This is a genomic window from Serratia sp. CY47280 (genome assembly GCF_052168655.1).
Lineage (GTDB): Bacteria > Pseudomonadota > Gammaproteobacteria > Enterobacterales > Enterobacteriaceae > Serratia > Serratia bockelmannii.
This window is the reverse complement of record NZ_JBJNMG010000012.1, coordinates 1-25,825: the sequence shown is the minus strand read 5'-3', so window position 1 is coordinate 25,825 and position 25,825 is coordinate 1. Positions and strand designations below refer to the sequence as shown.

Here is a 25,825-nt window from a genome sequence, read left to right as displayed (position 1 = left end):
GATTGTCTGATAAATTGTTAAAGAGCAGTGAGTTAGGCGCTTTCGCTTGCTAACTCGAGGTGGCGTATATTACGCTTTCCTCTTTCAGAGTCAACCCTAATTTTCAGGATTTTTTCTCTTTCTTCCCGGCCGCTGTGTGAAGTGAATCACTTGCGCCGTGTCGATGGAGGCGCATTATAGGGATCCGAGTTTTTTGCACAACCCCTTTTTTGATCTTTTCTTTCTGTTTGCACACTTTTCAGCCCTTCCGGGTGGATCTTGTGCGATCAGGGCCATTTTCCGCAGGATCCGGCGCTGAGATTGGTTGTAATTCCATCGTCAGAGTCTAGTATTGCCGGTAAATATGATCCCGAGGTGAGGCAGCACTATGTCCGATGCAGTACGTTCTTATCTTCAATACACCCCTAAACTCGGTCAGCGCGTCCTGATCGATCCTTCCAGCGTCGTCATCGGCGACGTCGATCTGGCGGATGACGTCAGTATCTGGCCGCTGGTCGCCATCCGCGGCGACGTCAATGCGGTAAAGATCGGCGCACGCAGCAATATTCAGGACGGCAGCGTACTGCACGTGACTCATCGCTCCGAACATAACCCTGACGGTTATCCCCTGCTGATTGGAGAAGACGTGACCGTGGGCCATAAAGCGATGCTGCACGGCTGCGCCATCGGCAACCGAGTGCTGGTCGGTATGGGATCGATCCTGTTGGACGGTGCAGTAATAGAAGACGACGTGATGATTGGCGCCGGCAGTTTAGTGGCGCCAGGCAAACGTCTGGCCAGCGGCTATCTCTATATGGGTAGCCCGGCACGCCAGATTCGGCCGTTAACCGCCGCCGAGTTGGAAGGGTTGCTTTATTCTTCGAACAACTATGTACGCTGGAAAGATGAATACCTGTCGGAAGACATCTGACAGCCCCCCGTTCCCTATAAAGAGAACGGGGCGGGATTTATGCCGCCAGTTCGCTGCGCAGCTGGCGCAATACCGGCTCGATCTCTGGCATTACGCCGTGCCAAAGCAGGAAGGCATGCGCCGCCTGCCCCACCAGCATACCCAGCCCATCGGCATATTCCGTTGCCCCCTGCTTCTGCGCCCAGGCTAGAAACGGCGTGACGCCCTGCTGATAAAACATGTCATAGCAACGGGTTTGCGCGTTAACTACGCCCGCAGGCAACGCCGGGACCTCCCCGCTGATGCCGGACGCCGTCGCATTGATCACCAGATCGAACGCTTGCTGATCACATTGATCCATCGGCGCCGCCGAGATCTCCCCCAGATGCCGGAAAGCGTCGGCCAACTCTTGGGCCCGGCTGAAGGTACGGTTGGTGATTGTTAACCGGCAGCCGAAAGACAGCAGCGGCAGGATCACACCGCGCGCCGCACCGCCGGCGCCCACCAGCAGAATGCGATCCTGCGGCCGGATCAATTGCTGACGCTGCAGATCGGTCAGCAAACCGATGCCGTCGGTGTTATCCCCCAATAGATCGCCATTCGGCAACACCTTCAGAGTATTGACCGCACCAGCCATCGCTGCGCGCTCGCTCAGCTCAGAAGCGGCCGAATAAGCTCGCTCCTTGAAAGGCACCGTGACGTTCGCCCCCAGCCCTCCGGCATGAATAAACGCCTGCAGGCTGGTTTCAAAACCGTCCAGCGGCGCCAGCACTGTTCCATAAGGATGCTCAATGCCGGTCTGGGCAGCAAACAGCGCATGAATTCGCGGCGACTTGCTGTGGCCGATAGGGTTGCCAAATACCGCAAACTTCTCCATGCCTATTACCTCTAGCCCTGACGGATCTGTTCGCCGGTCAGAACATCTCTGATTTCGGAAGGATTAAGACGGCCGCCCACCTCGCCGGCCAATACCGGGAAAGCTTCGCCGAATTGCCGTGTAACCTCATCGGCACTGCGGCACGGCTCCAGCCCGCTGAGATTGGCGCTGGTCGACACCAGCGGCTTGCCGTACTGCCGGCACAGCAGCTGCACCAACGGATGATCGCTGACGCGCACCGCCAGCGAGCTGAAGCGCCCGGTCAACAAACGTGGCGTCTCCGGGCGAGCAGGCAACACCCAGGTTACCGGCCCAGGCCAGCTGGCAAACATCGTCGTGCGCTGCTGTTCGCTGAGCGCACTGTCGTCGATATAAGGTTTAAGCTGCGCATAGTCGGCGGCGATCAGAATCAGCCCCTTTTCCCACGGCCGCTGTTTCAGCGCCAGCAATGCATTGACCGCCTGTTCGCTGTCGGGATCGCAACCCAGGCCGAATACGGCTTCGGTAGGATAGGCAATCACCTGCTGTTGATGCAAAGCATCGATGATAGATAAAAGGTTCGGGCTTAATTCTGAGTTCATGATGTGATTATTCTGTAGTCGCGACGGGTTTTCCGCACAGCTTGCTGGCGCAGCACAGGACGGGCCCTTTTGCCGTGCGCTTTTCCATCAGCAGCGGATAATGGCAATAGGCGCATTCACCGGCGACAGGTTTAACATTGAGGGCGAACTGGCATTCCGGGTAACGATCGCAGGAATGAAAAACCTTGCCGTAACGCGACTTGCGCTGCAGCAGTTTGCCTTGGCCGCACTGCGGACAGGTAATGGCGGTTTCATCAGGCTTATCGATCACTTCAGTGTGATCGCATTGCGGATAATCGCTGCATCCGATAAACATGCCATAGCGCCCCTGGCGCAGCACCAACGTCGCCTGACACTTCGGGCACGGTTGCCCATCCAACACTTTGACGATATGCCCATCGGCCTGCGCTTTCAGCGGGCGAATATATTGGCATTCAGGATACTGGGAACAGCCGAGGAAGGGGCCGTGGCGACCGCTACGGATCACCAGCTCGGCCCCGCATTCCGGGCAGGGTTCATTTTGCCTGGCGGCAAAAATCGCGTTTTTTGTCATAACGTCTTCTATGCGCGTTATCGGCTCAATGCAGATAACCTTCGTTCACTTCAAACAACAGTTCTTCCATTTGCTGATAGGCGCTTTCATATCCGGGGATATTAAACAGCACCATCAACACGACCCATTTCAGATCTTCGAGATCGAATTCCGCATTATCCAAAGCCATAACGCGATCGATAACCATTTCACGGGTTTCGAGGTTCAATACCTGAATCTGTTCCAGGAACAGGAGAAAACCACGGCAGCCGGCGTCCAAACGCGCACCTTCCTCTTCGGTATAGATCCGCATTGCCAGCGGATCGGCATCCATAAAGTAAGGGGCATTTTGACCTTCTTGCAGGTCAGCCAACTTCTCAAGCCAATTCAACGCGTTGTAGATATCATCCCGATGAAACCCCGCCTGAGCGAGATCATCGGTCAGTTGATCCTGATCGACGCGCATCTCTGGTTCATTGTGGATATAAGTTTCAAACAAGTACATGAGTACGTCGAACATGGCTTGCCCTCCTTATTCGGACATAGCCGCCGGGTACAGCTGCGATCCACCCTGCTAACTCCAGTTCGAGTAACTTGATTACCACCACTGGCACAGGTTGGCCGGCACGTTCAGCGACGACGTCAACAGGTGTCACCTCATCTCCTACGTTAGCCAACACATCGGCAAATGGCAATTCAACTTCAGCCTGCGACGCACAAATAGTTGTATTTTCGTTCAGTGACAGCCATTGAAGGCCGCTTCCCAGCAATTCGGCGATATCTTTCGGCCCGGTGACCAGATGCGCACCCTGCTGGATTAACCAATGCGTACCCTCACTCATCGGGTTTCCCAATGGCCCAGGCAAGGCGAACACCTCACGCCCCTGCTCCAACGCATAGCGAGCCGTCACCAAGGTACCGCTGCGCAGCGAAGCCTCTATGACCAGAACGCCCAGGCTGAGCCCGCTGATAATACGGTTACGGCGAGGAAAATGGTCGGCCAGAGGCAAGTCGGTGACTAAATGATCTGAAATCACAGCGCCGCCCTGCTCGACTATCTGCTCCGCGAGCCGGCGGTGCCGGCGCGGATAGATATTGCCGAGCCCGCTACCCAACACCGCAATCGTGCAGCCACCGGCCGCCAGCGCCGCACGATGGCAAATACCGTCGATGCCGATAGCCAGACCGCTGGTGATGGTGAAGCCGCAACGCGCCAATTCCTCGGCAAAATGGTTAGCCCAACGTTCGCCGTAGTGGCTGAACTGCCGGCTGCCAACCATGGCGAGCTGCGGGTGCAACAACGCCTGAGGATCGCCCTCGATCAGCAAAAATAGCGGCGCATCGTCGATCTGGGCCAGGCGTTCGGGATAGCCGGCCGCCCCATAGTTCAGCATACGGTGCGCCGGCAGCTCCAACCAACGCAGGCTGGCCGACAGATAACCGGGATCCAACTGGTTGAACTGCGTCTGCTGCCGTTCGTTCAATCCCAGCTCATGCAGCACGCGGCGAGGCTCGCAACCCATTTGCGATAGCTGCTGCACGATCCGGCTGGCCACGACGGTCTGTAGCCCCGTTACCCCTCGCATCCGTAAAGCGATCTCTTCCGGCCGCATCGTCTGTTCCCTCAGCAAAAACGGTGGTATTACCAATCTGAGCAATTGGTGCACAATGCTGTCAATCAGGTCGGGAAATGTCTAGAATAGAGGTTAAACCTCGTTCATTACTCGGATACAGATCTAAAGATATATGTCAGTCTTGCAGGTATTACATTTCCCAGACGAGCGTCTGCGCAAAGTCGCAGCGCCGGTAAAAGAAGTCAATGCAGATATCCAGCGCATCGTGGATGATATGTTTGAAACCATGTACGCAGAGGAAGGCATTGGCTTGGCTGCGACTCAGGTGGATATCCATCAGCGCATTATCGTGATCGACGTCTCCGAGAATCGCGATCAGCGCCTGGTGCTGATCAATCCGGAGCTGCTGGAAAAAAGCGGCGAAACCGGCATCGAGGAAGGCTGTCTTTCCATTCCCGAGCAGCGTGCGTTAGTGCCGCGCGCCGCGCAGGTGAAGATCCGCGCACTGGATCGTGAAGGCAAACCTTTCGAACTGGAAGCGGACGACCTGTTGGCGATCTGCATCCAGCACGAGATGGATCACCTGATGGGCAAACTGTTCGTCGATTACCTGTCGCCGCTCAAGCGTCAGCGCATTCGTCAGAAACTGGAAAAAATGGCCAAGCTTCAAGCCCGCGCCTAACCGATCAGGAAATCAACGTGTCTGACTCTTTACGGATTATTTTCGCCGGAACACCAGACTTTGCAGCGCGTCATCTTGACGCGCTGTTGTCATCTGAGCACCAGATTGTCGGCGTTTTTACCCAGCCCGACCGCCCGGCAGGCCGCGGCAACAAGCTGACGCCCAGCCCGGTCAAAGTGCTGGCCGAGCAGCACCAACTGCCGGTATTTCAGCCCAAATCGCTGCGTCCCGAAGAGAACCAGCGCCTGGTGGCCGATCTCAACGCCGACGTGATGGTGGTAGTGGCCTACGGGCTGATCCTGCCGCAGGCGGTGCTGGATATGCCGCGTCTCGGTTGCATCAACGTACATGGCTCGCTGCTGCCTCGCTGGCGCGGCGCGGCGCCGATCCAGCGTTCGCTCTGGGCCGGTGACAGCGAAACCGGCGTGACCATCATGCAGATGGACGTCGGTCTCGATACCGGTGACATGATGCACAAGATTGCTTGCCCGATTGAGAGCAGCGATACCAGCGCCAGTCTCTACGACAAGCTGGCACAGCTCGGCCCGCAGGGCATGTTGACTACGCTGCACCAAATGGCAGACGGCAGCGCCACCCGCGAAGTTCAGGACGAAGCGCTGGTCACCTACGCCGAGAAACTGAGCAAAGAAGAAGCTCGTCTGGACTGGACACTGTCCGCCGCACAGCTGGAGCGCTGCATCCGCGCCTTCAACCCTTGGCCGGTCAGCTATTTCACCATCGACGATCAACCGGTGAAAGTGTGGCAGGCCAGCGTACTGGCGCAAAGCGCCAACGCGGAGCCAGGCACCGTTGTCCATGCCGACAAGCACGGTATTCAGGTGGCGACTGCCGACGGTATCCTCAACCTGATCCAACTGCAGCCCGCCGGCAAGAAACCGATGTTGGCGCAAGACCTATTAAATTCACGTCGTGAATGGTTTACCCCGGGTAACCGGCTGTAAGTCACCCCACAGCCCGGCCGTTCATCGTCGGGCCGTTATTTTCTTAATGCCGATCGTTATCAGCTTCAGCCTATGAAAAATAATTACAATCTCCGCAGCATCGCTGCCAAAGCCATCGGCCAGGTACTGGATCAAGGGCAGTCGCTAAGCACTGTCCTGCCGACACTGCAAACCTCCATCAGCGATAAAGACCGCGGGTTGCTGCAGGAACTGTGCTTCGGCACGTTACGTGTACTGCCGCAGCTTGAATGGTGTATTCAACAATTGATGGCCAAGCCGCTGACCGGCAAGCAGCGTACGCTGCACTATTTGCTGATGGTCGGCTTGTATCAGCTGTTGTATACCCGTATCCCGGCGCACGCCGTGCTGGCAGAAACCGTGGAAGGCGCGGTAGCGCTGAAACGCCCGCAGTTGAAAGGCCTGATTAACGGTGTCTTGCGGCAGTTCCAGCGCCAGCAGGAAGAGCTGCTACAGCGCGCTGCCAACAACGACAGCCGCTATCTGCACCCGAGCTGGTTGCTGAAACGCATTCAACAAGCTTATCCCGCCAACTGGGAACAGATCGTCGACGCCAATAACCAGAAGCCACCAATGTGGCTGCGCGTCAACCGCCTGCATCACAGCCGCGAAGCTTACCTGCAGCTGTTGACCGACACCGGCATCGCCGCGGAGCCTCATGCAGACTATGCCGACGCAGTGCGGTTGCTGGCGCCTTGCGCCGTGGCCGATCTGCCTGGGTTCGCCGACGGCTGGGTCACCGTGCAAGATGCCTCAGCCCAGGGCTGTGTCGATCTGTTGGATCCGCAAGACGGCGAACAGATCCTCGATTTGTGCGCCGCTCCTGGCGGCAAAACCACGCATATTCTGGAAGCGGCGCCGAAAGCGCACGTCATGGCCGTCGATATCGACGAACAGCGTCTGGCACGGGTGAAGGAAAACCTGCAGCGCCTGCGTTTGCACGCAGAAGTTAAGCTGGGCGATGGCCGCACTCCGCAACAATGGTGCGGTGACAAACAGTTCGACCGTATCCTGTTGGACGCGCCTTGTTCCGCTACCGGCGTGATCCGCCGTCACCCCGACATCAAATGGCTGCGCCGCGATCGCGACATCGCCGAACTCGCCGCGCTTCAGGCCGAGATCCTGGAAGCCGTCTGGCCGCATCTGAAATCGGGCGGCGTGATGGTTTACGCCACCTGCTCTATCCTGCCGGATGAAAACAGCAGCCAGATCGCCGCGTTCTTGCAGCGCCACGCCGATGCCAAGCTGGTTGAAACCGGCGATGCGCAGCGGCCAGGGCGGCAGAATATCCCGCATCCCGAGGACGGCGATGGCTTCTTTTACGCTAAGCTGATTAAAATGTAATTCTTCAGGGCGTGCTCGCGCGCCCTAAGTCTTTCAGTGTGAAGCAGAGAACACGATGAAAATAATTATTCTTGGTGCCGGTCAGGTTGGCGGGACGCTGGCGGAAAACCTGGTGGGTGAAAACAACGACATCACCGTCGTCGATACCGATTCCGGCCGGTTACGTCAGCTGCAGGATAAATTCGATCTTCGGGTGGTTCAGGGACATGGCTCCCACCCTCGGGTGCTGCGCGAAGCCGGCGCAGAAGACGCCGACATGCTGGTTGCCGTCACCAACTCCGACGAAACCAACATGATCGCCTGCCAGATCGCCTATTCTCTGTTTAATACTCCCAACCGTATCGCCCGCATCCGCGCGCCGGAATACATCCGCGAGTCGGAGAAACTGTTCCTGCCGGAAGCGGTGCCAATCGACCATCTGATTTCGCCGGAGCAGCTGGTCATTGACTATATCTACAAACTGATTGAGTACCCCGGGGCCCTGCAGGTGGTCAACTTCGCAGAAGGCAAGGTCAGCATCGCCGCGGTTAAAGCCTATTACGGCGGCCCGCTGGTCGGCAATGCGCTCTCTTCAATGCGCGAACACATGCCGCATATTGACACCCGCGTCGCCGCTATTTTCCGCCAGGATCGGCCGATCCGTCCGCAAGGCTCGACCATTATCGAAGCCGGTGATGAAGTGTTCTTCGTCGCCGCCTCACAGCACATCCGCGCGGTGATGAGCGAACTGCAGCGGCTGGAAAAACCGTATAAGCGCATCATGATCGTCGGCGGCGGCAACGTCGGCGCCGGCCTGGCCGCCAAACTAGAAAAAGACTACAACGTCAAACTGATCGAGCGGAATCAGCAACGCGCCGCCGAACTCGCCGAACAGCTGCACGATACCATCGTGTTCTACGGCGATGCCTCCGATCAGGAACTGCTGGCCGAAGAGCACGTCGAGCAGGTGGATGTTTTCATCGCCATCACCAACGACGATGAGGCCAACATCATGTCCGCCATGCTGGCTAAGCGCATGGGCGCCAAGAAGGTAATGGTATTGATCCAGCGCCGCGCCTATGTCGATCTGGTGCAGGGCAGCGTGATTGATATCGCCATTTCGCCGCAGCAGGCGACCATCTCCGCCCTGTTGGGGCACGTGCGCAAAGCGGATATCGTCAGCGTTTCGTCGCTGCGCCGCGGCGTGGCGGAAGCGATCGAGGCGATTGCCCACGGCGATGAAAGCACCTCCAAAGTGGTCGGCCGCATCGTCGAAGATATCAAGTTGCCACCGGGGACGACCATCGGTGCGATCGTGCGTGGCGACGACGTGATCATTGCCAACGGCAATAGCAAAATCGAACAGGGCGATCACGTCATCATGTTTATTACCGACAAGAAATTCGTGCCTGACGTTGAACGCTTGTTCCAACCGAGCCCGTTCTTCTTGTAGAACGAATTTATTTGGCTATGGTCTATAATCGCGTGGTTGTTCTCTGCCTTGGGAGGAGATAAAACTTCTCTCCTTTTGTGGCAAAGGGAAATTGCTTTGTTAAACTTGAGTTATTAATTCTGCAAGGGGTGCGTTCTATGAGTATGTTGAAAGAGTTTCGCGAATTTGCCATGCGTGGCAACGTGGTCGATCTGGCCGTCGGTGTGATTATCGGTGCCGCATTCGGCAAGATCGTTTCGTCCTTCGTGGCTGATATCATCATGCCACCGCTGGGCTTACTGATCGGCGGCGTCGACTTTAAACAGTTCCATCTGGTATTACGTGAAGCTCAGGGCGCCGTACCGGCGGTGGTAATGAACTACGGTTCATTCATCCAAACCGTATTCGACTTCGTGATTGTCGCCTTCGCCATCTTCCTGGCGATTAAATTGATGAACAAAATGCGCCGCAAACAAGAAGAAGCGCCCGCAGCGCCGCCGGCACCTACCGCAGAAGAGAAACTGCTGACGGAAATCCGTGATTTGCTGAGCCAGCAACAGCAGCCAAAACTGTAAGACAGCGTTTGGTTATGCCAATAAAAAGCCACCTTCATCAGGTGGCTTTTTTAATACTTAAAACCAGAAGGCCAGTGGTAAATTATCGCTTGATACTTTACCACTGGCCTCCCAGTTACCGCCTTTGTTGTGTTTTTCTTTACGCCGATAGCTGCCTTTACCTTTCACATTCTTTTCTACCCGCTGACGGAATAGAGGATCATGCAGCAGCGCCTCAATGGCGTTATCTTGAATCTGGCCTTTGGTGTGACGATATTTCGTCATGATAATGCTCCTGTAAAATATGAGGGATAAAACGGGGCGATAATACTGCCGGCAATATAAAAATTAAAGTGCCGTCAGCAACCTTTTTTGCCTTTGTCATCGCTGGCGCCCTGTTCCAAAGCTTCCAGGATCGAACAATAATTGCTGGTATGGGCAGTGCCACAGCAGGCGTCGCTCAGCCGCTTCAACGATTCACGCATACGCGTCAGCTCAGCCAACTTGCTTTCCACTTCGCTCAGGCGCGCATCAACGATCGACTTTGACTCCTGGCAGGTATGATGCTCAGGATCGACGCGGATCGACAGCAGCTCAGCGATCGTTTCCAGAGTAAATCCCAACTGCTTAGCATAGCGAATAAAGCGCAGCCGTTGAAGATCCTGCTCGGTGTAGAGTCGATAACCGCCCTCGGTGCGGACATTGTGATCCATCATGCCCTGCTTTTCATAGTAACGCACGGTATCAGGCGTTACTTCGGCAAGCTTGGCCAACTGACCTATCTTGAACATTACTGCTCCTCTCGGGTGAACTTGCCATCCAGTGCGCATTGATATTCACCATGCAAGAAATCCGTGCTCATCCCAGCCTGACGCAATCGATGTTCCAACAGCAACATGCGCTTGCTGAGATCGACATAGTCTGGATGCTCACTGTTGATCCCTTGCAGTAAGCGAGCAACGGTTAGCGCCTCTTTGCGATCTTCCAGTTCCGGTGGCAAGTAACCGGCATTTTTCAGCAGACGGTAACCCGCGCGCAGTTCAGCCGGCACCGCGCTATCGTCTTCCAGCGCTAATGGTTGTCCCTGGCCGGGCAAATTGTCGAACTCGCCTTTATCTTGGGCATCAAGGATATGACGTTCCGCCCATTGATCGAGCAACCCCATGGCAAACAGCCTCGGTTAGCCTAATGATTAAGCCTTAGCATAGCGGATAGGGGCGAGGATCTTAAGCACAGCGGGGGAATTGCGCACATTTGGCTGGATTTGGACGTAAAAAAACCGGGCAAGCCCGGTTTTTTTACGCGTCTACAGATTACTCTGCAGTTGCCACTTCTGCTTGAGACTCAGCACGATCAACCAGCTCGATGTATGCCATCGGCGCGTTGTCGCCTGCGCGGAAGCCACACTTCAGAATGCGAGTGTAACCACCGGCACGGCTCGCGAAACGCGGGCCCAGCTCGTTAAACAGTTTTGCCACGATCTCGTTATCACGAGTACGGGCGAATGCCAGACGACGATTAGCTACGCTGTCGGTCTTGGCAAGAGTAATCAGCGGCTCAACAACGCGACGCAGCTCTTTTGCTTTTGGCAGGGTCGTCTTGATGATCTCATGACGAACCAAAGAGCCGGCCATGTTACGGAACATAGCCTGGCGATGGCTGCTGTTACGGTTCAGTTGACGACCACTCTTACGATGGCGCATGACCTTATCCTTCTCAGTAAAACCTTAACCTGTGATCCGGTTACTCGTCAGCAATGCTTGCCGGCGGCCAGTTTTCCAGGCGCATGCCCAGAGACAGACCACGTGAGGCCAGCACGTCTTTAATCTCGGTAAGAGATTTTTTACCCAGGTTTGGCGTTTTCAGCAACTCAACCTCGGTACGCTGTACCAGATCACCGATGTAGTGGATAGCTTCTGCCTTGAGGCAGTTAGCAGAGCGGACAGTCAATTCCAGATCGTCAACAGGGCGCAGCAAGATCGGATCGAACTCTGGTTTCTCTTCTTTAACTTCCGGCTGACGTACATCACGCAGGTCAACGAAAGCTTCAAGTTGTTCAGCCAGAATGGTGGCCGCACGGCGGATCGCCTCTTCAGGATCGATCGTGCCATTGGTCTCCATCTCGATGACCAGCTTATCCAAGTCAGTACGCTGTTCTACACGCGCAGCTTCAACATTGTAGGCGATACGCTCTACAGGGCTGTAGCAGGCGTCAACCAACAGACGACCGATTGGGCGCTCATCTTCTTCCGAATGAATTCGGGCAGAAGCCGGCACATAACCGCGACCGCGCTGAACTTTGATACGCATGCTGATAGCCGCGTTCTCATCAGTCAGGTGGCAAATCACGTGCTGAGGCTTGACGATTTCGACATCACCATCATGGGTGATGTCGGCAGCGGTCACAGGGCCAATGCCAGATTTATTCAGGGTAAGAATAACTTCGTCTTTGCCTTGAACTCTCACCGCCAGCCCTTTCAGGTTGAGCAGGATCTCCAGGATATCTTCCTGTACGCCTTCTTTGGTGCTGTACTCATGCAGTACACCATCAATCTCAACCTCGGTCACCGCGCAACCCGGCATAGATGAAAGCAGAATACGGCGCAGTGCGTTGCCAAGAGTATGGCCAAAGCCACGCTCTAAAGGCTCAAGGGTCACCTTGGCGTGCGTCGAACTGACTTGCTCGATATCTACCAGGCGCGGTTTTAGAAACTCTGTCACAGAACCCTGCATTGTGTCCTCTCTTTGGTACTAAGCTTTACTTGGAGTAAAGCTCGACGATCAGGTGTTCGTTAATGTCCGCAGACAGATCGGTACGTTCAGGCATACGCTTGAACACGCCTTCCATCTTAGCAGCATCAACTTCCAGCCAAGTCGGCTTTTCACGCTGCTCAGCCAGCTCCAGAGAAGCTTTAACACGAGACTGCTTTTTAGCTTTCTCGCGGATGCTGACTACGTCATTCGGAGATACCTGATAAGAAGCGATGTTAACAACGTGACCGTTTACCATAACTGCTTTGTGGCTAACCAGCTGACGTGACTCTGCACGAGTAGCGCCGAAGCCCATACGGTAAACAACGTTGTCCAGACGACCTTCCAGCAGCTGCAACAGGTTTTCACCGGTGTTGCCCTTCAGGCGGGTTGCTTCTTTGTAATAGTTACGGAATTGACGCTCCAGAATGCCGTACATACGGCGAACTTTCTGCTTCTCACGCAACTGAACACCGTAATCAGACAGACGCGGTTTACGCGCACCGTGCTGACCAGGTGCTTGTTCAATTTTACACTTGGAATCGATCGCGCGAACGCCAGACTTAAGGAACAGGTCTGTGCCCTCACGACGGCTCAGCTTGAGCTTAGGACCCAAATATCTTGCCATTTTCTTTCTCCAACAATCCTAAAAGCTGCGTTACACGCGGCGCTTTTTCGGCGGACGACAACCGTTATGAGGGATCGGAGTCACATCAGTAATATTAGTGATGCGGAAACCAGCCGCGTTCAGAGCGCGGATAGTAGACTCACGACCAGGACCAGGTCCTTTAACCATAACTTCCAGGTTCTTGATACCGTATTCTTTTACTGCGTCAGCACAACGTTCTGCTGCAACCTGTGCTGCGAACGGAGTGGACTTACGAGAACCACGGAAACCGGAACCACCGGCTGTTGCCCAACCCAAAGCATTACCCTGACGATCAGTGATGGTAACGATGGTGTTGTTGAAAGAAGCATGGATATGAGCCACGCCGTCAGAGACTTGCTTTCTTACACGCTTACGTGTACGAACAGGTGCCTTTGCCATTATTCAATAACCCCGATTATTTCTTGATCGGCTTGCGCGGACCCTTACGGGTACGAGCGTTGGTCTTGGTGCGCTGACCGCGTACCGGCAGACCACGACGATGACGCAAACCACGATAGCAACCAAGGTCCATAAGACGCTTGATGCTCAGGGTAATTTCACGACGCAAATCACCCTCGACGGTGTATTTGGCAACTGCATCACGAAGCTTTTCGATTTGCTCTTCAGACAGCTCACTGATCTTAACATTTTCAGCAATACCCGTGGATGCACAGATAGCCTGTGAACGGGTTTTACCGATACCGAAGATCGACGTTAAGGCGATAACGGTATGTTTATGATCAGGAATGTTAATGCCTGCTATACGGGCCACTATGCACTCCTACTATTTTATACAGCAACACCATTCTGAAAAGCCCGTTTTCAGGATACTCAAATAATGTTGCAGTGCGACATACAAAAGATTGGCTGGCTAATCTAGCCAGCTCAACCCAACTTTGCAAGAAAAATATGCGAGATAATCAGCCTTGACGCTGTTTATGCTTCGGCTCGGCGCTGCAAATCACACGAACGACACCGTTACGCTTAACGATTTTGCAGTTACGACATAATTTCTTGACGGAAGCACGAACTTTCATTTTTACTCTCCGTAACTTCTCAAACGAATCTGACTAGCGGTTATAGCCTTTCAGATTTGCTTTCTTCAATGCAGACTCGTACTGACTTGACATCATCAGAGTTTGCACTTGAGCCATAAAGTCCATGATGACGACAACCACGATCAGTAGCGAGGTACCACCAAAGTAGAATGGTACTTTCATTGCATCACGCATGAACTCCGGGATCAGGCAGATGAAAGTAATGTACATCGCGCCCACCAGGGTTAAACGCGTCATTACTTTATCGATATACTTCGCCGTTTGCTCTCCCGGACGAATTCCTGGTACGAAGGCACCGGACTTCTTCAGGTTATCTGCTGTCTCACGCGGGTTGAAAACCAACGCCGTGTAGAAGAAACAGAAGAAGATGATTGCAGACGCATAGAGTAACACATAAAGCGGTTGCCCTGGCTGCAAATACAGCGAAATCGTAGTCAGCCAGTTCCAACCGGTACCGCCCCCAAACCATGATGCAATCGTGGCCGGGAACAGAATAATGCTGGAAGCGAAAATCGCCGGGATAACACCCGCCATGTTCACTTTCAACGGTAAATGTGTACTCTGTGCTGCATAAACACGACGACCTTGTTGACGCTTCGCATAGTTAACGACGATACGACGTTGACCACGCTCGATGAAAACAACGAAGAAGGTTACTGCAAACACCAATACTGCAACCAACAGCAGCAGGAGGAAGTGCAGGTCGCCTTGCCGCGCTTGCTCGATAGTATGGGCCACTGCCGGCGGGAGCCCCGCTACAATACCCGCGAAGATAATGATCGAGATACCGTTGCCGATACCGCGCTCAGTAATCTGCTCACCCAGCCACATCAGGAACATTGTCCCGGTTACCAGGCTCACAACCGCAGTAAAGTAGAATGCAAAGCCTGGATTTAACACCAGGCCCTGCATACCAGGCATATTCGGCAGACCGGTAGCAATACCAATCGACTGGAATATGGCCAATACCAGCGTACCGTAACGGGTGTACTGGCTAATCTTGCGACGGCCAGCCTCCCCTTCTTTCTTGATTTCCGCCAACGCTGGATGAACCACCGTCAGCAGCTGGATAATGATCGATGCCGAGATATACGGCATGATCCCCAGAGCAAAGATAGAAGCACGGCTGAGGGCACCACCAGAGAACATGTTAAACATTTCAATGATAGTGCCTCTCTGCTGCTCAAGCAATTTGGCAAGCACAGTGGCATCGATACCAGGAATCGGAATGAAAGAGCCGATGCGGAAGACAATCAGCGCGCCGATGACAAACAAAAGTCTGCGCTTCAGCTCGCCGAGCCCGCCTTTAGCACTTTGAAAATCTAATCCTGGTTGCTTAGCCATCTGCTACTTATTCCTCAATTTTACCGCCAGCAGCCTCGATAGCAGCACGAGCGCCTTTGGTGACACGCAGACCACGCAGGGTTACCGGACGAGCGACTTCGCCAGAAAGTACAACTTTCGCGAATTCGATCTGGACACCAACTACGTTAGCGGCTTTCAGCGCGTTCAGGTCGATAACATCGCCTTCAACCAGAGCCAGTTCAGACAGACGAACTTCTGCCGTGATCATCGCTTTGCGTGAAGTGAAGCCGAATTTCGGCAGACGACGGTACAGAGGCATCTGACCACCTTCAAAACCACGACGTACGCCACCGCCAGAACGAGACTTCTGACCTTTGTGACCACGGCCGCCGGTTTTACCCAGGCCAGAACCAATACCACGACCTACACGCTTAGGCGCATGCTTGGCACCTTCAGCCGGAGACAGAGTATTTAAACGCATCTGTTACTCCTCAACTTTAACCATGTAGGAAACCAGGTTGACCATACCGCGAACAGCAGGAGTATCCTCGCGCTCTACGGTGTGACCAATACGACGCAGACCCAGACCGAGCAGAGTAGCTTTATGCTTCGGCAGACGGCCAATTGAGCTGCGAGTTTGTGTAACTTTAATAGTCTTAGCCATGGTCAATTACCCCAGAATGTCGGCAACGGATTTACCACGCTTAGCAGCGACCATTTCAGGAGACTTCATATTCGCCAGAGCGTCGATAGTTGCACGAACCACGTTGATCGGGTTGGTGGAACCATAAGCTTTAGCCAATACGTTGTGCACCCCAGCAACTTCGAGAACGGCGCGCATTGCACCACCCGCGATGATACCGGTACCTTCATGAGCAGGCTGCATGAACACGCGAGAACCCGTGTGAGCGCCCTTAACAGGGTGCTGCAGGGTGCCGCTGTTCAGCGCGACGTTCATCATGTTGCGACGGGCTTTTTCCATCGCTTTCTGGATCGCTGCTGGAACTTCGCGTGCTTTGCCGTAGCCAAAACCAACGCGACCGTTACCATCACCAACTACAGTCAGTGCGGTAAAGCTGAAAATACGGCCACCTTTTACGGTTTTAGATACGCGGTTTACCGCGATCAGCTTTTCCTGCAGTTCGCCAGCTTGTTTTTCGATGTGAGCCATCTTAAACCTCTTCCTTAGAACTGAAGGCCAGCTTCACGGGCAGCATCTGCCAGTGCCTGGACTCGACCATGATATTGGAAACCGGAACGGTCAAAGGATACTTTCGCAATCCCTTTTTCCAACGCGCGCTCAGCCAGAGCTTTACCTACGGCTGCTGCTGCGTCTTTGTTACCGGAATACTTCAGTTGCTCCGCGATAGCTTTTTCTAAAGTAGAAGCGGCTACCAGTACTTCAGAACCGTTTGGAGCAATCACCTGTGCGTAAATATGACGCGGGGTACGATGTACCACCAGGCGGGTTGCACCCAGCTCTTGGAGCTTGCGGCGTGCGCGGGTCGCACGACGGATACGAGCAGATTTCTTATCCATAGTGTTACCTTACTTCTTCTTAGCCTCTTTGGTACGCACGACTTCGTCGGCGTAACGAACACCTTTGCCTTTGTAAGGCTCAGGACGACGGTAAGCGCGCAGATCTGCTGCTACCTGGCCAATAGCCTGCTTATCAGCGCCTTTCAGCACGATCTCAGTTTGGCTTGGGCATTCAGCAGTGATACCTGCCGGCAGCTGGTGATCGATAGGGTGAGAGAAGCCCAGGGCCAAATTCACCACGTTGCCTTTAACGGCAGCACGATAACCAACACCTACCAGTTGAAGCTTTTTGGTGAAGCCTTCGGTAACACCAACAACCATTGCGTTCAGCAGAGCGCGCGTGGTACCCGCTTGAGCCCATGCGTTAGCAAAACCTTCGCGCGGAGCGAAAGTCAGTGCGTTAGCTTCTTGCTTCACTTCAACGGCGTCGTGGATAGTACGAGTCAACTCGCCGTTTTTACCCTTAATCGAAATAACCTGACCGTTGAGTTTTACCTCTACGCCGGCAGGAATGACGACGGGTGCTTTTGCAACACGAGACATTCTTTCCTCCCGAATTAAGCTACGTAGCAGATAATCTCGCCACCAAGACCAGCCTGGCGAGCTGCACGATCGGTCATAACACCTTTAGAGGTAGAAACAACAGCGATACCCAAACCGGCCATAACTTTTGGCAGCTCATCTTTTTTCTTGTAGATGCGCAGACCTGGACGGCTGATACGTTGAATGCTTTCTACCACAGCTTTGCCCTGGAAGTACTTCAGTACCAGTTCCAGAACAGGCTTGGCGTCGCCTTCGATTTTGAAATCTTCAATAAAACCTTCTTCCTTCAGCACGTTGGCAATTGCCACTTTCAGCTTGGAGGAAGGCATGGTGACCGCAACTTTGTTCGCGGCTTGACCGTTACGGATACGGGTCAGCATATCCGCGATCGGATCTTGCATGCTCATCTGTCTTTACTCCCGTGATTCAATTGGTAATTACCAGCTAGCCTTTTTCAAGCCTGGTACTTCACCGCGCATAGCGGCTTCACGAAGCTTAATACGGCTCAACCCGAATTTGCCCACATAACCATGTGGACGGCCAGTTTGGCGGCAGCGTTTACGCTGACGAGACGGGCTGGAATCACGCGGCAGAGTTTGCAGCTTGAGAACGGCATTCCAACGATCTTCATCGGATGCGTTCACATCAGAGATAATAGCTTTCAGTTCAGCGCGTTTTGCAAAGAACTTGTCAGCTAATTTCACGCGCTTGACTTCGCGTGCTTTCATTGATTGCTTAGCCATCAGTAACCCTGCCTTACTTGCGGAACGGGAAGTTAAAAGCAGCCAGCAGCGCGCGGCCTTCATCATCAGATTTCGCAGTAGTGGTAATGGTAATATCCAAACCACGAACGCGATCGACTTTGTCGTAGTCGATTTCTGGGAAGATGATTTGCTCACGCACGCCCATGCTGTAGTTGCCACGGCCATCGAATGACTTGGCGGACAGGCCACGGAAGTCACGGATTCGTGGAACAGCAATGGAGATCAGACGCTCAAAGAACTCCCACATGCGTTCGCCACGCAGAGTTACTTTACAGCCGATCGGATAGCCCTGACGGATTTTGAAGCCTGCAACAGATTTGCGGGCTTTGGTGATCAACGGTTTTTGACCGGAGATAGCTGCCAGGTCCGCTGCGGCGTTATCCAGCAGTTTCTTGTCAGCAATCGCTTCACCAACACCCATGTTCAGGGTGATCTTCTCGACCCGAGGGACTTGCATGACAGAGTTGTAATCAAACTGAGACATCAGTTGTTTGACTACCTCGTCTTTGTAGTAATCATGCAGTTTCGCCATCGTATTACTCCAAATTACTTGATAGTTTCGCTGTTAGACTTGAAGAAACGGACTTTTTTGCCGTCTTCGAATCTAAAGCCTACACGGTCAGCCTTGCCGGTAGCCGCGTTGAAGATAGCAATGTTAGAAACCTGAATTGCAGCTTCTTTTTCAACAATGCCGCCTGGTTGGTTCAGAGCCGGAACCGGCTTCTGGTGTTTCTTAACCAGGTTGATGCCTTCAACAATGACCTTGCCAGCAGACAGGACATTTTTTACTTTACCGCGCTTACCTTTGTCTTTCCCGGTAATCACGATAACTTCGTCATCACGACGGATCTTCGCTGCCATGTTCGCTCCTTAGAGTACTTCTGGTGCCAGAGAGATAATTTTCATGAACTTCTCATTACGCAGTTCACGAGTTACCGGCCCAAAAATACGCGTACCGATAGGCTGCTCGCTGTTATTGTTCAAAATAACGCATGCATTGCCATCGAAGCGAATGACAGAACCGTCCGGGCGACGTACACCCTTCTTGGTGCGCACCACTACCGCCTTCAGAACATCGCCTTTCTTCACCTTACCGCGAGGAATTGCTTCCTTGATGGTAATTTTGATGATGTCGCCGACGCCTGCGTAGCGACGGTGCGAGCCACCTAGAACCTTGATACACATTACGCGACGTGCACCGGAGTTGTCGGCGACGTTCAGCATAGTCTGTTCTTGGATCATTTTAGTGCTCCGCTAATGTCAACTACTACTTTAAAGACCCAAGTAAAAATTAGGCCGTTGAAAAGCCCCATAACCGAGGGCGCAGCATTATAACACCGCTTACTTGGTATGGGTAGAAAAAATAAACGGCTCATTTTCTGAGCCGTTTATTAAGTGAGAGCCAGCTACTCTATTACAGAATCGCTTTCTCTACAACGCGAACCAACGTCCAGGACTTAGTCTTGGACAGTGGGCGGCATTCGCGGATTTCCACCACGTCGCCGGTACCACATTCGTTGTTCTCGTCATGTACGTGCAGCTTGGTCGTACGTTTGATGAATTTCCCGTAGATCGGGTGCTTCACAGTACGTTCGATAGCAACAACGATGGATTTCTCCATTTTATCGCTAACAACACGACCCTGCAGGGTACGGATAACTTCAGTCATTTACACACCCGCCTTTTGAGTCAGTAAAGTCTTAACGCGTGCGACGTCACGACGCACTTGTTTCAACAGGTGAGTTTGTTGCAGCTGGCCACTGGCCGCCTGCATGCGCAAGTTGAATTGCTCACGCAGCAGGTTGAGCAGCTCGGCATTCAGCTCTTCAACGCTTTTTTCACGCAGCTCTTGTGCTTTCATTACATCACCGTCTTAGTTACAAAGGTGGTTTTGATCGGCAGTTTCGCTGCTGCCAGTTTGAATGCCTCGCGGGCAACCTCTTCTGGCACGCCGTCCATTTCGTACAGGACCTTACCAGGCTGGATCAGGGCAACCCAATACTCCACGTTACCCTTACCTTTACCCATACGCACTTCCAGCGGCTTCTCGGTGATCGGTTTGTCCGGGAATACACGGATCCAGATCTTGCCTTGACGCTTAACTGCACGAGTCATTGCACGACGAGCTGCTTCGATTTGACGAGCAGTCAGACGGCCACGGCCAACAGCTTTCAGACCGAAAGTGCCGAAGCTAACATCCGTACCTTGCGCCAGACCACGGTTGCGGCCCTTGTGCACCTTACGGAATTTTGTACGCTTTGGTTGTAACATCAGCGACTCTCCTTACTTGCGGCCTTTACGCTGCTGCTTTTTAGGTTGAGCAGCCGGTTCCGGTTGTTCAACTGCAGCCATACCACCCAGGATCTCACCTTTGAAGATCCATACCTTAACGCCGATTACACCATAAGTGGTGTGCGCTTCAGATGTGTTGTAGTCGATGTCCGCACGCAGAGTGTGCAATGGAACACGACCTTCGCGGTACCATTCGGTACGTGCGATTTCAGCGCCGCCAAGACGGCCGCTTACTTCAACTTTGATACCTTTAGCGCCAAGACGCATTGCGTTCTGTACTGCACGCTTCATAGCACGACGGAACATAACGCGACGTTCCAGCTGAGAAGTGATGCTGTCAGCAACCAATTTAGCGTCGAGTTCCGGTTTACGGACTTCGGCGATGTTGATCTGTGCAGGAACGCCAGCGATGTCCGCTACGACCTTGCGCAGTTTTTCGACGTCTTCACCTTTCTTGCCGATAACGATGCCTGGGCGAGCAGTGTGAATGGTCACACGGATGCTCTTCGCAGGACGCTCGATAACGATGCGAGAAACGGAAGCTTTCGACAGTTCCTTAGTCAGGAATTGACGAACTTTAAAGTCGCTGTCCAGGTTGTCAGCGAATTCTTTGGTATTCGCATACCAAGTAGAGTTCCAAGGTTTGACAATACCCAGGCGAATACCATTAGGATGTACTTTCTGACCCATTGCTAGTCTCCAGAGTCTCAGCGATCGGACACAACCACAGTAATGTGGCTGGTGCGCTTCAGGATGCGATCTGCACGACCTTTCGCACGCGGCATAATGCGCTTCATGCTTGGGCCTTCGTCTACGAAGATTTTCGTAACTTTCAGATCATCGATGTCAGCGCCATCGTTGTGTTCTGCGTTAGCAATGGCAGACTCCAGCACTTTCTTAACCAGACCAGCAGCTTTCTTGTTGGTGTAGGTCAGAGTTTCCAGAGCTTGCGACACTTTCTTACCGCGAATCAGGTCAGCAACAAGGCGAACCTTCTGAGCAGAAGAACGAGCGTGGCGATGTTTAGCGATAGTTTCCATCTCTTCCTCCTACCTTAGCGCTTTTTAGCTTTTTTATCAGCCGCATGGCCGCGATAAGTACGAGTCGGCGCGAATTCACCCAGTTTGTGACCGACCATTTCATCGGAAACGAACACTGGTACGTGCTGACGACCATTATGGACAGCGATGGTCAAACCGATCATGTTAGGAAAGATCGTTGAACGACGGGACCAAGTGCGCAAAGGCTTCTTGTCACCGCTTTCCACCGCTTTCTCTACCTTCTTCAGCAAGTGCAGGTCAATAAAAGGACCTTTCTTGAGAGAACGTGGCATGGCTTATCCTCTAATTATTTTTTGCTACGGCGACGTACGATGAACTTATCAGTACGCTTGTTGCTACGGGTCTTCTTACCTTTGGTCTGAACGCCCCACGGAGTTACCGGGTGCTTACCAAAGTTACGACCTTCACCACCACCGTGCGGGTGATCTACCGGGTTCATCGCCGTACCGCGAACGGTAGGACGAACACCACGCCAACGTGCAGCACCTGCTTTACCCAGAACGCGAAGCATGTGTTCAGCGTTACCGACTTCACCCAGGGTGGCGCGGCAATCAGCTGGAACTTTACGCATTTCGCCAGAGCGCAGACGCAGAGTTACGTAGGAACCATCACGAGCAACGATCTGAACGTAGGCACCAGCGGAGCGAGCCATCTGGCCGCCTTTACCTGGTTTCATTTCTACGTTGTGAACCGTTGAACCAACTGGAATGTTGCGCATCGGCAGGGTGTTGCCCGCTTTGATTGCAGCATCAACGCCAGATTGAATCTGGTCACCAGCTTTCAGGCCTTTCGGCGCCAGGATGTAACGGCGTTCGCCGTCTTTGTACAGAACCAGCGCGATGTTCGCGGAACGGTTCGGATCGTACTCCAGACGCTCAACCACAGCAGGGATACCGTCTTTGTTGCGCTTGAAGTCAACCAGACGATAATGTTGCTTGTGGCCACCACCGATATGACGGGTGGTGATACGGCCATTGTTGTTACGACCACCGCTTTTGCTCAGTTTTTCCAGCAGCGGGGCATAAGGTTTACCCTTGTGCAGCTCAGGGTTAACCACTTTAACAACGTGGCGACGACCCGGAGATGTAGGTTTACATTTAACAATTGCCATTGTTCTTACTCCTCCGACTTACTCTGCGCCGCCGATGAAGTCCAGATTCTGGCCTTCTTTCAGGGTGACGTAAGCTTTTTTCCAGTCGCTACGACGACCAACACGCTGACCGTGACGCTTCACTTTCCCTTTAACTACCAGGGTGTTCACGTCTTCGACTTCGACTTCAAACAGTTTCTGCACTGCAGCTTTGATTTCTGCTTTGGTCGCGTCTTTGGCAACTTTGAGAACGATGGTGTTGCTTTTTTCCATCGCAGCGGATGCTTTTTCAGATACGTGCGGTGCACGCAGCACTTTCAGCAAACGTTCTTCACGGATCATGCCAGCATCTCCTCAACTTGCTTCACAGCATCAGCAGTCATAACCACTTTGTCGAAGGCGATCAGGCTAACCGGATCGATACCTGCTACATCGCGCACGTCAACCTTGTACAGGTTGCGAGCTGCCAGGAACAGATTCTCATCCAGTTCACCGGTCACGATCAGCACGTCTTCCAGAGCCATATCTTTCAGTTTCTGTGCCAGCAGCTTAGTTTTAGGCGCTTCTACAGAGAACTTCTCGACAACGATCAGACGATCTTGACGTACCAGCTCGGACAGGATGCTTTTCAGCGCGCCGCGGTACATCTTTTTGTTTACTTTCTGACTGTGGTCCTGTGGCTTAGCAGCAAAGGTCACGCCGCCTGAACGCCAGATCGGGCTCTTTACAGAACCTGAACGCGCACGGCCGGTGCCTTTCTGACGCCATGGCTTTTTGCCGGAACCAGTTACTTCAGCACGGGTCTTCTGAGCACGAGTACCTTGACGGGCACCTGCTGCATAAGCAACAACAACCTGGTGTACCAGCGCTTCGTTGAAATCACGACCGAAGGTAGTTTCGGAAACAGTCAGCGCGCTTTGCGCGTCTTTCAATACTAATTCCATTGCTATCCCCTTACGCCTTCACAGCTGGTTTAACGATCAGGTTGCCACCGGTTGCGCCCGGTACAGCACCCTTAACCAGCAGCAGGTTGCGCTCAGCGTCAACACGTACTACGTCCAGGCTCTGAACGGTTACGCGCTCATCACCCAGGTGGCCAGCCATTTTCTTGCCTTTGAACACTTTGCCCGGAGTCTGGTTCTGACCGATAGAACCCGGAACGCGGTGAGACAAGGAGTTACCGTGGGTAGCGTCTTGGGTACGGAAGTTCCAGCGCTTAACAGTGCCAGCAAAACCTTTACCTTTAGAAGTACCGGTAACATCGACTTTTTTAACGTCAGCGAAGATTTCTACGCTAATTTCCTGACCTGCAGCGAACTCTTGACCTTCTTCAAGGCGGAATTCCCACAGACCACGGCCAGCTTCAACGCCAGCTTTAGCGAAATGGCCCGCTTCCGGCTTGGTTACACGGTTAGCTTTTTTGCTACCAGTGGTAACCTGAACGGCACGGTAACCGTCGGTGTCCAGGCTTTTAACCTGAGTCACGCGGTTCGCTTCAATTTCAATTACGGTTACTGGGATAGAAACGCCATCTTCAGTGAAGATACGGGTCATACCCACTTTTTTACCGACTAAACCAATCATTGTTTCAACCTCTCAATCGCTCAATGACCTGATTAACCCAGGCTGATCTGCACGTCTACACCGGCAGCCAGATCCAGACGCATCAGAGCATCAACGGTTTTCTCGGTTGGCTCAACGATGTCAACCAGACGCTTGTGAGTGCGAATCTCGTACTGATCGCGCGCGTCTTTGTTGACGTGCGGAGAGATCAGAACGGTAAAGCGCTCTTTGCGAGTTGGCAGCGGGATCGGACCACGGACTTGCGCACCAGTGCGCTTTGCAGTCTCGACGATTTCCGCGGTTGATTGATCGATCAGACGATGATCAAACGCTTTCAGGCGGATACGGATTCTTTGGTTCTGCATGAGACCAGAGCTCCAATTATTTATAAACGTAAATAATTACTCCTCACACCCATTTCGATTGATGGGGGAGTGTAATCGTCAACATATAACCCCCATATCGGGAGTATTGTTCGAAAGGCAAAAAAGGCCTGCCAATCGACTGATTCGCTAAAATCAGGCTTACCAAGATTAGGTAAGCCCGCGCATTATACGCAAAATGGCCCAGGAAGCAAGCCGCAGTTGGAAATATGCTCAGGAAATCGTCATTTTTGCGCGTTCAGTGTCAGTTTGCGGGTTAGCACGGTGAGCAGGGAATGAATTATGCTTAGGGTGGGTTGAGCTCTCCCCTGCCCCGCCGTGAAAACGGCCGCCGGCAGGAGAGGCAATGGCGAATAGGCTGAAGGCTTTACTCTTTGCGCTCCAAAATCTGGGCCTGGGCATAGTTTTGAATACCGAGGCGAGCGATGAGGTCCAGCTCGGTTTCCAGCCAGTCGATATGCTCTTCTTCATCGGCCAGGATATCGATCATCAAATCGCGGCTGACATAATCGTGAATAGAATCGGCATAGGCGATACCTTCACGCAGGTTCTTGGCACCAGCCAGCTCCAGAGCCAGATCGGAACGCAGCATCTCTTCAATATCTTCGCCGATGTTCAGCTTGCCGAGATCTTGCAGGTTAGGAAGCCCTTCCAGGAACAGGATACGCTCGATGTAGCGATCGGCATGTTTCATTTCGTCGATCGACTCGTGGTATTCCTTGTCGTTGAGGCGCATTAAGCCCCAATTCTTGAACATGCGGGCGTGCAGGAAATATTGATTGATGGCAACCAGCTCGTTGCCGAGCAGCTTGTTGAGGTGAGCAATGATCTTTTTATCGCCTTTCATAGGTAACTCCTCCTGGCCAGTTCTAAAAGTGTAGAACCTGTAAGCCAAGAGTCAAAAATAACCTTACCCTTTGTTAGGCAACTTCATGCATTGGGATGATAGTTCCGCGTTCCTCCACCATAATCTGTCTTGCCTGACGAATGCACTTTCCACAATCGGTACCAATCGGCACAAGTTCACGCAGCTGCTTCATGGTATGGGGATTGTGCTGACGCACCGCATTACGGATCGCTTTGTCAGTCACCGCATTACACAGACATACATACATAGAGAGACTCACTTCTTAACCAATGCATTGAGTCTAAATAGGAATGGTTTTTATTTCAATTAAGATTTGAGCAAATTGCATAAAAAAAGGGCACCGAAGTGCCCCTTTTTTGTGTCGAAAAATTATTCGCGATTAAGCGATAACTTTAGCAACAACACCAGCGCCTACAGTACGGCCGCCTTCACGGATTGCGAAACGCAGACCGTCGTCCATCGCGATTGGGTGAATCAGGGTGACAACCATGTTCACGTTGTCGCCTGGCATTACCATCTCTACGCCTTCTGGCAG

The 25,825-nt window shown here is 53.1% G+C and carries 44 protein-coding genes and 1 pseudogene; 6 read left to right on the top strand and 39 right to left on the bottom strand.

Features of this window, described 5'->3' with window-relative positions; all coding sequences use genetic code 11:
* Positions 1-367: 367 nt before the first annotated feature.
* Positions 368-910 (top strand): gamma carbonic anhydrase family protein, encoded by a 543-nt coding sequence (locus ACJ8J4_RS24635; protein WP_025304486.1) that lies wholly within the window; start codon positions 368-370, stop codon positions 908-910.
* Positions 911-947: 37 nt separating this feature from the next.
* Here the strand turns inward: ACJ8J4_RS24635 and aroE are convergent, their stop codons facing one another.
* From aroE to dprA, 5 genes are read right to left on the bottom strand one after another with little or no spacing between them, the layout of a single operon-like run.
* Positions 948-1,766, bottom strand: coding sequence for a shikimate dehydrogenase (gene aroE / locus ACJ8J4_RS24630; protein ID WP_025304487.1), 819 nt, complete (start codon positions 1,764-1,766; stop codon positions 948-950).
* Between the two features lie 11 nt (positions 1,767-1,777).
* Positions 1,778-2,347 carry an L-threonylcarbamoyladenylate synthase type 1 TsaC gene (tsaC, locus tag ACJ8J4_RS24625; protein WP_049203938.1) on the bottom strand — a complete coding sequence of 190 codons (570 nt, stop codon included), beginning with the start codon at positions 2,345-2,347 and terminating at the stop codon, positions 1,778-1,780.
* A gap of 7 nt (positions 2,348-2,354) precedes the next feature.
* Positions 2,355-2,900 (bottom strand): DNA topoisomerase family protein, encoded by a 546-nt coding sequence (locus ACJ8J4_RS24620; protein WP_025304489.1) that lies wholly within the window; start codon positions 2,898-2,900, stop codon positions 2,355-2,357.
* A 25-nt stretch (positions 2,901-2,925) separates the two neighbouring features.
* The gene (gene smg / locus ACJ8J4_RS24615; RefSeq protein ID WP_025160381.1) at positions 2,926-3,399 is read right to left on the bottom strand and encodes a DUF494 family protein Smg; all 474 of its coding nucleotides are present in this window, start codon (positions 3,397-3,399) and stop codon (positions 2,926-2,928) included.
* A complete protein-coding gene (gene dprA / locus ACJ8J4_RS24610) occupies positions 3,371-4,492 on the bottom strand; it encodes a DNA-protecting protein DprA (protein ID WP_043138824.1) in 1,122 nt (373 codons plus the stop codon). Before dprA ends, smg begins: the two co-directional genes overlap by 29 nt.
* Positions 4,493-4,625: 133 nt before the next feature.
* Between dprA and def the strand changes: the two genes are divergently transcribed.
* From def to mscL, 5 genes are all read left to right on the top strand, one after another.
* Complete coding sequence (def, locus tag ACJ8J4_RS24605) at positions 4,626-5,135, top strand: peptide deformylase (RefSeq protein ID WP_015379260.1); 510 nt, start codon at positions 4,626-4,628, stop codon at positions 5,133-5,135.
* Between the two features lie 17 nt (positions 5,136-5,152).
* On the top strand, positions 5,153-6,097 hold the full coding sequence (gene fmt / locus ACJ8J4_RS24600) for a methionyl-tRNA formyltransferase (protein ID WP_025304491.1): 945 nt from the start codon (positions 5,153-5,155) through the stop codon (positions 6,095-6,097).
* A 72-nt stretch (positions 6,098-6,169) separates the two neighbouring features.
* Positions 6,170-7,459, top strand: coding sequence for a 16S rRNA (cytosine(967)-C(5))-methyltransferase RsmB (gene rsmB, locus ACJ8J4_RS24595; protein WP_049208535.1), 1,290 nt, complete (start codon positions 6,170-6,172; stop codon positions 7,457-7,459).
* Positions 7,460-7,514: 55 nt separating this feature from the next.
* Positions 7,515-8,891, top strand: a complete 1,377-nt coding sequence (gene trkA, locus ACJ8J4_RS24590) for a Trk system potassium transporter TrkA (protein WP_004929716.1) — start codon at positions 7,515-7,517, stop codon at positions 8,889-8,891.
* 137 nt (positions 8,892-9,028) lie between these two features.
* Complete coding sequence (mscL, locus tag ACJ8J4_RS24585) at positions 9,029-9,445, top strand: large-conductance mechanosensitive channel protein MscL (protein WP_025304493.1); 417 nt, start codon at positions 9,029-9,031, stop codon at positions 9,443-9,445.
* 57 nt (positions 9,446-9,502) lie between these two features.
* Here the strand turns inward: mscL and ACJ8J4_RS24580 are convergent, their stop codons facing one another.
* From ACJ8J4_RS24580 to tuf, 34 genes and pseudogenes are all read right to left on the bottom strand, one after another.
* Positions 9,503-9,709: an alternative ribosome-rescue factor A gene (locus ACJ8J4_RS24580; RefSeq protein WP_025304494.1), complete on the bottom strand. Its 207-nt coding sequence runs from the start codon at positions 9,707-9,709 to the stop codon at positions 9,503-9,505.
* Between the two features lie 74 nt (positions 9,710-9,783).
* The gene (zntR, locus tag ACJ8J4_RS24575; RefSeq protein WP_016930321.1) at positions 9,784-10,215 is read right to left on the bottom strand and encodes a Zn(2+)-responsive transcriptional regulator; all 432 of its coding nucleotides are present in this window, start codon (positions 10,213-10,215) and stop codon (positions 9,784-9,786) included.
* Positions 10,215-10,589, bottom strand: a complete 375-nt coding sequence (locus ACJ8J4_RS24570) for a DUF1992 domain-containing protein (protein WP_049208531.1) — start codon at positions 10,587-10,589, stop codon at positions 10,215-10,217. Before ACJ8J4_RS24570 ends, zntR begins: the two co-directional genes overlap by 1 nt.
* A 148-nt stretch (positions 10,590-10,737) precedes the next feature.
* Complete coding sequence (gene rplQ, locus ACJ8J4_RS24565) at positions 10,738-11,127, bottom strand: 50S ribosomal protein L17 (protein ID WP_004929726.1); 390 nt, start codon at positions 11,125-11,127, stop codon at positions 10,738-10,740.
* A gap of 40 nt (positions 11,128-11,167) precedes the next feature.
* Positions 11,168-12,157 carry a DNA-directed RNA polymerase subunit alpha gene (locus ACJ8J4_RS24560; RefSeq protein ID WP_002919219.1) on the bottom strand — a complete coding sequence of 330 codons (990 nt, stop codon included), beginning with the start codon at positions 12,155-12,157 and terminating at the stop codon, positions 11,168-11,170.
* 25 nt (positions 12,158-12,182) lie between these two features.
* Complete coding sequence (gene rpsD, locus ACJ8J4_RS24555; protein ID WP_025304496.1) at positions 12,183-12,803, bottom strand: 30S ribosomal protein S4; 621 nt, start codon at positions 12,801-12,803, stop codon at positions 12,183-12,185.
* 30 nt (positions 12,804-12,833) lie between these two features.
* The gene (gene rpsK / locus ACJ8J4_RS24550) at positions 12,834-13,223 is read right to left on the bottom strand and encodes a 30S ribosomal protein S11 (protein WP_004929731.1); all 390 of its coding nucleotides are present in this window, start codon (positions 13,221-13,223) and stop codon (positions 12,834-12,836) included.
* A 16-nt stretch (positions 13,224-13,239) separates the two neighbouring features.
* Positions 13,240-13,596 carry a 30S ribosomal protein S13 gene (gene rpsM / locus ACJ8J4_RS24545; RefSeq protein WP_004929734.1) on the bottom strand — a complete coding sequence of 119 codons (357 nt, stop codon included), beginning with the start codon at positions 13,594-13,596 and terminating at the stop codon, positions 13,240-13,242.
* Positions 13,597-13,744: 148 nt separating this feature from the next.
* Positions 13,745-13,861 (bottom strand): 50S ribosomal protein L36, encoded by a 117-nt coding sequence (rpmJ, locus tag ACJ8J4_RS24540; RefSeq protein WP_002227352.1) that lies wholly within the window; start codon positions 13,859-13,861, stop codon positions 13,745-13,747.
* A gap of 33 nt (positions 13,862-13,894) precedes the next feature.
* Positions 13,895-15,226 carry a preprotein translocase subunit SecY gene (gene secY, locus ACJ8J4_RS24535; RefSeq protein WP_004929740.1) on the bottom strand — a complete coding sequence of 444 codons (1,332 nt, stop codon included), beginning with the start codon at positions 15,224-15,226 and terminating at the stop codon, positions 13,895-13,897.
* Between the two features lie 7 nt (positions 15,227-15,233).
* The gene (gene rplO, locus ACJ8J4_RS24530; RefSeq protein ID WP_004929742.1) at positions 15,234-15,668 is read right to left on the bottom strand and encodes a 50S ribosomal protein L15; all 435 of its coding nucleotides are present in this window, start codon (positions 15,666-15,668) and stop codon (positions 15,234-15,236) included.
* A 3-nt stretch (positions 15,669-15,671) separates the two neighbouring features.
* Positions 15,672-15,851 carry a 50S ribosomal protein L30 gene (gene rpmD / locus ACJ8J4_RS24525; protein ID WP_048232028.1) on the bottom strand — a complete coding sequence of 60 codons (180 nt, stop codon included), beginning with the start codon at positions 15,849-15,851 and terminating at the stop codon, positions 15,672-15,674.
* 6 nt (positions 15,852-15,857) lie between these two features.
* Entirely contained in the window at positions 15,858-16,358 is a 501-nt protein-coding gene (gene rpsE / locus ACJ8J4_RS24520; RefSeq protein ID WP_004929747.1) for a 30S ribosomal protein S5, read from the bottom strand.
* Between the two features lie 14 nt (positions 16,359-16,372).
* On the bottom strand, positions 16,373-16,726 hold the full coding sequence (rplR, locus tag ACJ8J4_RS24515) for a 50S ribosomal protein L18 (protein WP_004929748.1): 354 nt from the start codon (positions 16,724-16,726) through the stop codon (positions 16,373-16,375).
* Between the two features lie 9 nt (positions 16,727-16,735).
* Positions 16,736-17,269: a 50S ribosomal protein L6 gene (gene rplF, locus ACJ8J4_RS24510; RefSeq protein WP_197836522.1), complete on the bottom strand. Its 534-nt coding sequence runs from the start codon at positions 17,267-17,269 to the stop codon at positions 16,736-16,738.
* A 14-nt stretch (positions 17,270-17,283) separates the two neighbouring features.
* A complete protein-coding gene (rpsH, locus tag ACJ8J4_RS24505; protein ID WP_004929753.1) occupies positions 17,284-17,676 on the bottom strand; it encodes a 30S ribosomal protein S8 in 393 nt (130 codons plus the stop codon).
* 30 nt (positions 17,677-17,706) lie between these two features.
* Positions 17,707-18,012 (bottom strand): 30S ribosomal protein S14, encoded by a 306-nt coding sequence (gene rpsN, locus ACJ8J4_RS24500; protein WP_004929754.1) that lies wholly within the window; start codon positions 18,010-18,012, stop codon positions 17,707-17,709.
* A 13-nt stretch (positions 18,013-18,025) separates the two neighbouring features.
* Positions 18,026-18,565, bottom strand: coding sequence for a 50S ribosomal protein L5 (rplE, locus tag ACJ8J4_RS24495; RefSeq protein ID WP_004929756.1), 540 nt, complete (start codon positions 18,563-18,565; stop codon positions 18,026-18,028).
* Between the two features lie 14 nt (positions 18,566-18,579).
* A complete protein-coding gene (rplX, locus tag ACJ8J4_RS24490) occupies positions 18,580-18,894 on the bottom strand; it encodes a 50S ribosomal protein L24 (RefSeq protein ID WP_004929758.1) in 315 nt (104 codons plus the stop codon).
* A 9-nt stretch (positions 18,895-18,903) separates the two neighbouring features.
* Positions 18,904-19,275, bottom strand: coding sequence for a 50S ribosomal protein L14 (rplN, locus tag ACJ8J4_RS24485; RefSeq protein ID WP_000613954.1), 372 nt, complete (start codon positions 19,273-19,275; stop codon positions 18,904-18,906).
* A gap of 172 nt (positions 19,276-19,447) precedes the next feature.
* On the bottom strand, positions 19,448-19,702 hold the full coding sequence (gene rpsQ, locus ACJ8J4_RS24480) for a 30S ribosomal protein S17 (RefSeq protein WP_004929760.1): 255 nt from the start codon (positions 19,700-19,702) through the stop codon (positions 19,448-19,450).
* Positions 19,703-19,894 (bottom strand): 50S ribosomal protein L29, encoded by a 192-nt coding sequence (rpmC, locus tag ACJ8J4_RS24475; RefSeq protein WP_004929762.1) that lies wholly within the window; start codon positions 19,892-19,894, stop codon positions 19,703-19,705.
* Entirely contained in the window at positions 19,894-20,304 is a 411-nt protein-coding gene (rplP, locus tag ACJ8J4_RS24470) for a 50S ribosomal protein L16 (protein WP_004929764.1), read from the bottom strand. Before rplP ends, rpmC begins: the two co-directional genes overlap by 1 nt.
* A gap of 12 nt (positions 20,305-20,316) precedes the next feature.
* The gene (rpsC, locus tag ACJ8J4_RS24465; protein ID WP_004929766.1) at positions 20,317-21,015 is read right to left on the bottom strand and encodes a 30S ribosomal protein S3; all 699 of its coding nucleotides are present in this window, start codon (positions 21,013-21,015) and stop codon (positions 20,317-20,319) included.
* Positions 21,016-21,032: 17 nt separating this feature from the next.
* Positions 21,033-21,365 (bottom strand): 50S ribosomal protein L22, encoded by a 333-nt coding sequence (gene rplV, locus ACJ8J4_RS24460; RefSeq protein ID WP_002223844.1) that lies wholly within the window; start codon positions 21,363-21,365, stop codon positions 21,033-21,035.
* A 14-nt stretch (positions 21,366-21,379) separates the two neighbouring features.
* Positions 21,380-21,658, bottom strand: a complete 279-nt coding sequence (gene rpsS, locus ACJ8J4_RS24455) for a 30S ribosomal protein S19 (RefSeq protein WP_004929772.1) — start codon at positions 21,656-21,658, stop codon at positions 21,380-21,382.
* Positions 21,659-21,672: 14 nt separating this feature from the next.
* Entirely contained in the window at positions 21,673-22,497 is an 825-nt protein-coding gene (gene rplB / locus ACJ8J4_RS24450) for a 50S ribosomal protein L2 (RefSeq protein WP_004929775.1), read from the bottom strand.
* A gap of 18 nt (positions 22,498-22,515) precedes the next feature.
* Positions 22,516-22,818 carry a 50S ribosomal protein L23 gene (gene rplW, locus ACJ8J4_RS24445; RefSeq protein WP_004951179.1) on the bottom strand — a complete coding sequence of 101 codons (303 nt, stop codon included), beginning with the start codon at positions 22,816-22,818 and terminating at the stop codon, positions 22,516-22,518.
* Positions 22,815-23,420, bottom strand: a complete 606-nt coding sequence (gene rplD, locus ACJ8J4_RS24440) for a 50S ribosomal protein L4 (protein WP_004929779.1) — start codon at positions 23,418-23,420, stop codon at positions 22,815-22,817. Before rplD ends, rplW begins: the two co-directional genes overlap by 4 nt.
* A 10-nt stretch (positions 23,421-23,430) precedes the next feature.
* The gene (rplC, locus tag ACJ8J4_RS24435; protein WP_015379265.1) at positions 23,431-24,060 is read right to left on the bottom strand and encodes a 50S ribosomal protein L3; all 630 of its coding nucleotides are present in this window, start codon (positions 24,058-24,060) and stop codon (positions 23,431-23,433) included.
* Positions 24,061-24,092: 32 nt separating this feature from the next.
* Positions 24,093-24,404: a 30S ribosomal protein S10 gene (gene rpsJ / locus ACJ8J4_RS24430; RefSeq protein ID WP_001181005.1), complete on the bottom strand. Its 312-nt coding sequence runs from the start codon at positions 24,402-24,404 to the stop codon at positions 24,093-24,095.
* Positions 24,405-24,789: 385 nt separating this feature from the next.
* Positions 24,790-25,269 carry a bacterioferritin gene (bfr, locus tag ACJ8J4_RS24425; protein WP_019456183.1) on the bottom strand — a complete coding sequence of 160 codons (480 nt, stop codon included), beginning with the start codon at positions 25,267-25,269 and terminating at the stop codon, positions 24,790-24,792.
* Between the two features lie 73 nt (positions 25,270-25,342).
* On the bottom strand, positions 25,343-25,537 hold the full coding sequence (gene bfd / locus ACJ8J4_RS24420; RefSeq protein ID WP_015379266.1) for a bacterioferritin-associated ferredoxin: 195 nt from the start codon (positions 25,535-25,537) through the stop codon (positions 25,343-25,345).
* 132 nt (positions 25,538-25,669) lie between these two features.
* Positions 25,670-25,825 (bottom strand): annotated as a pseudogene (gene tuf / locus ACJ8J4_RS24415) (elongation factor Tu); the annotation flags it as partial.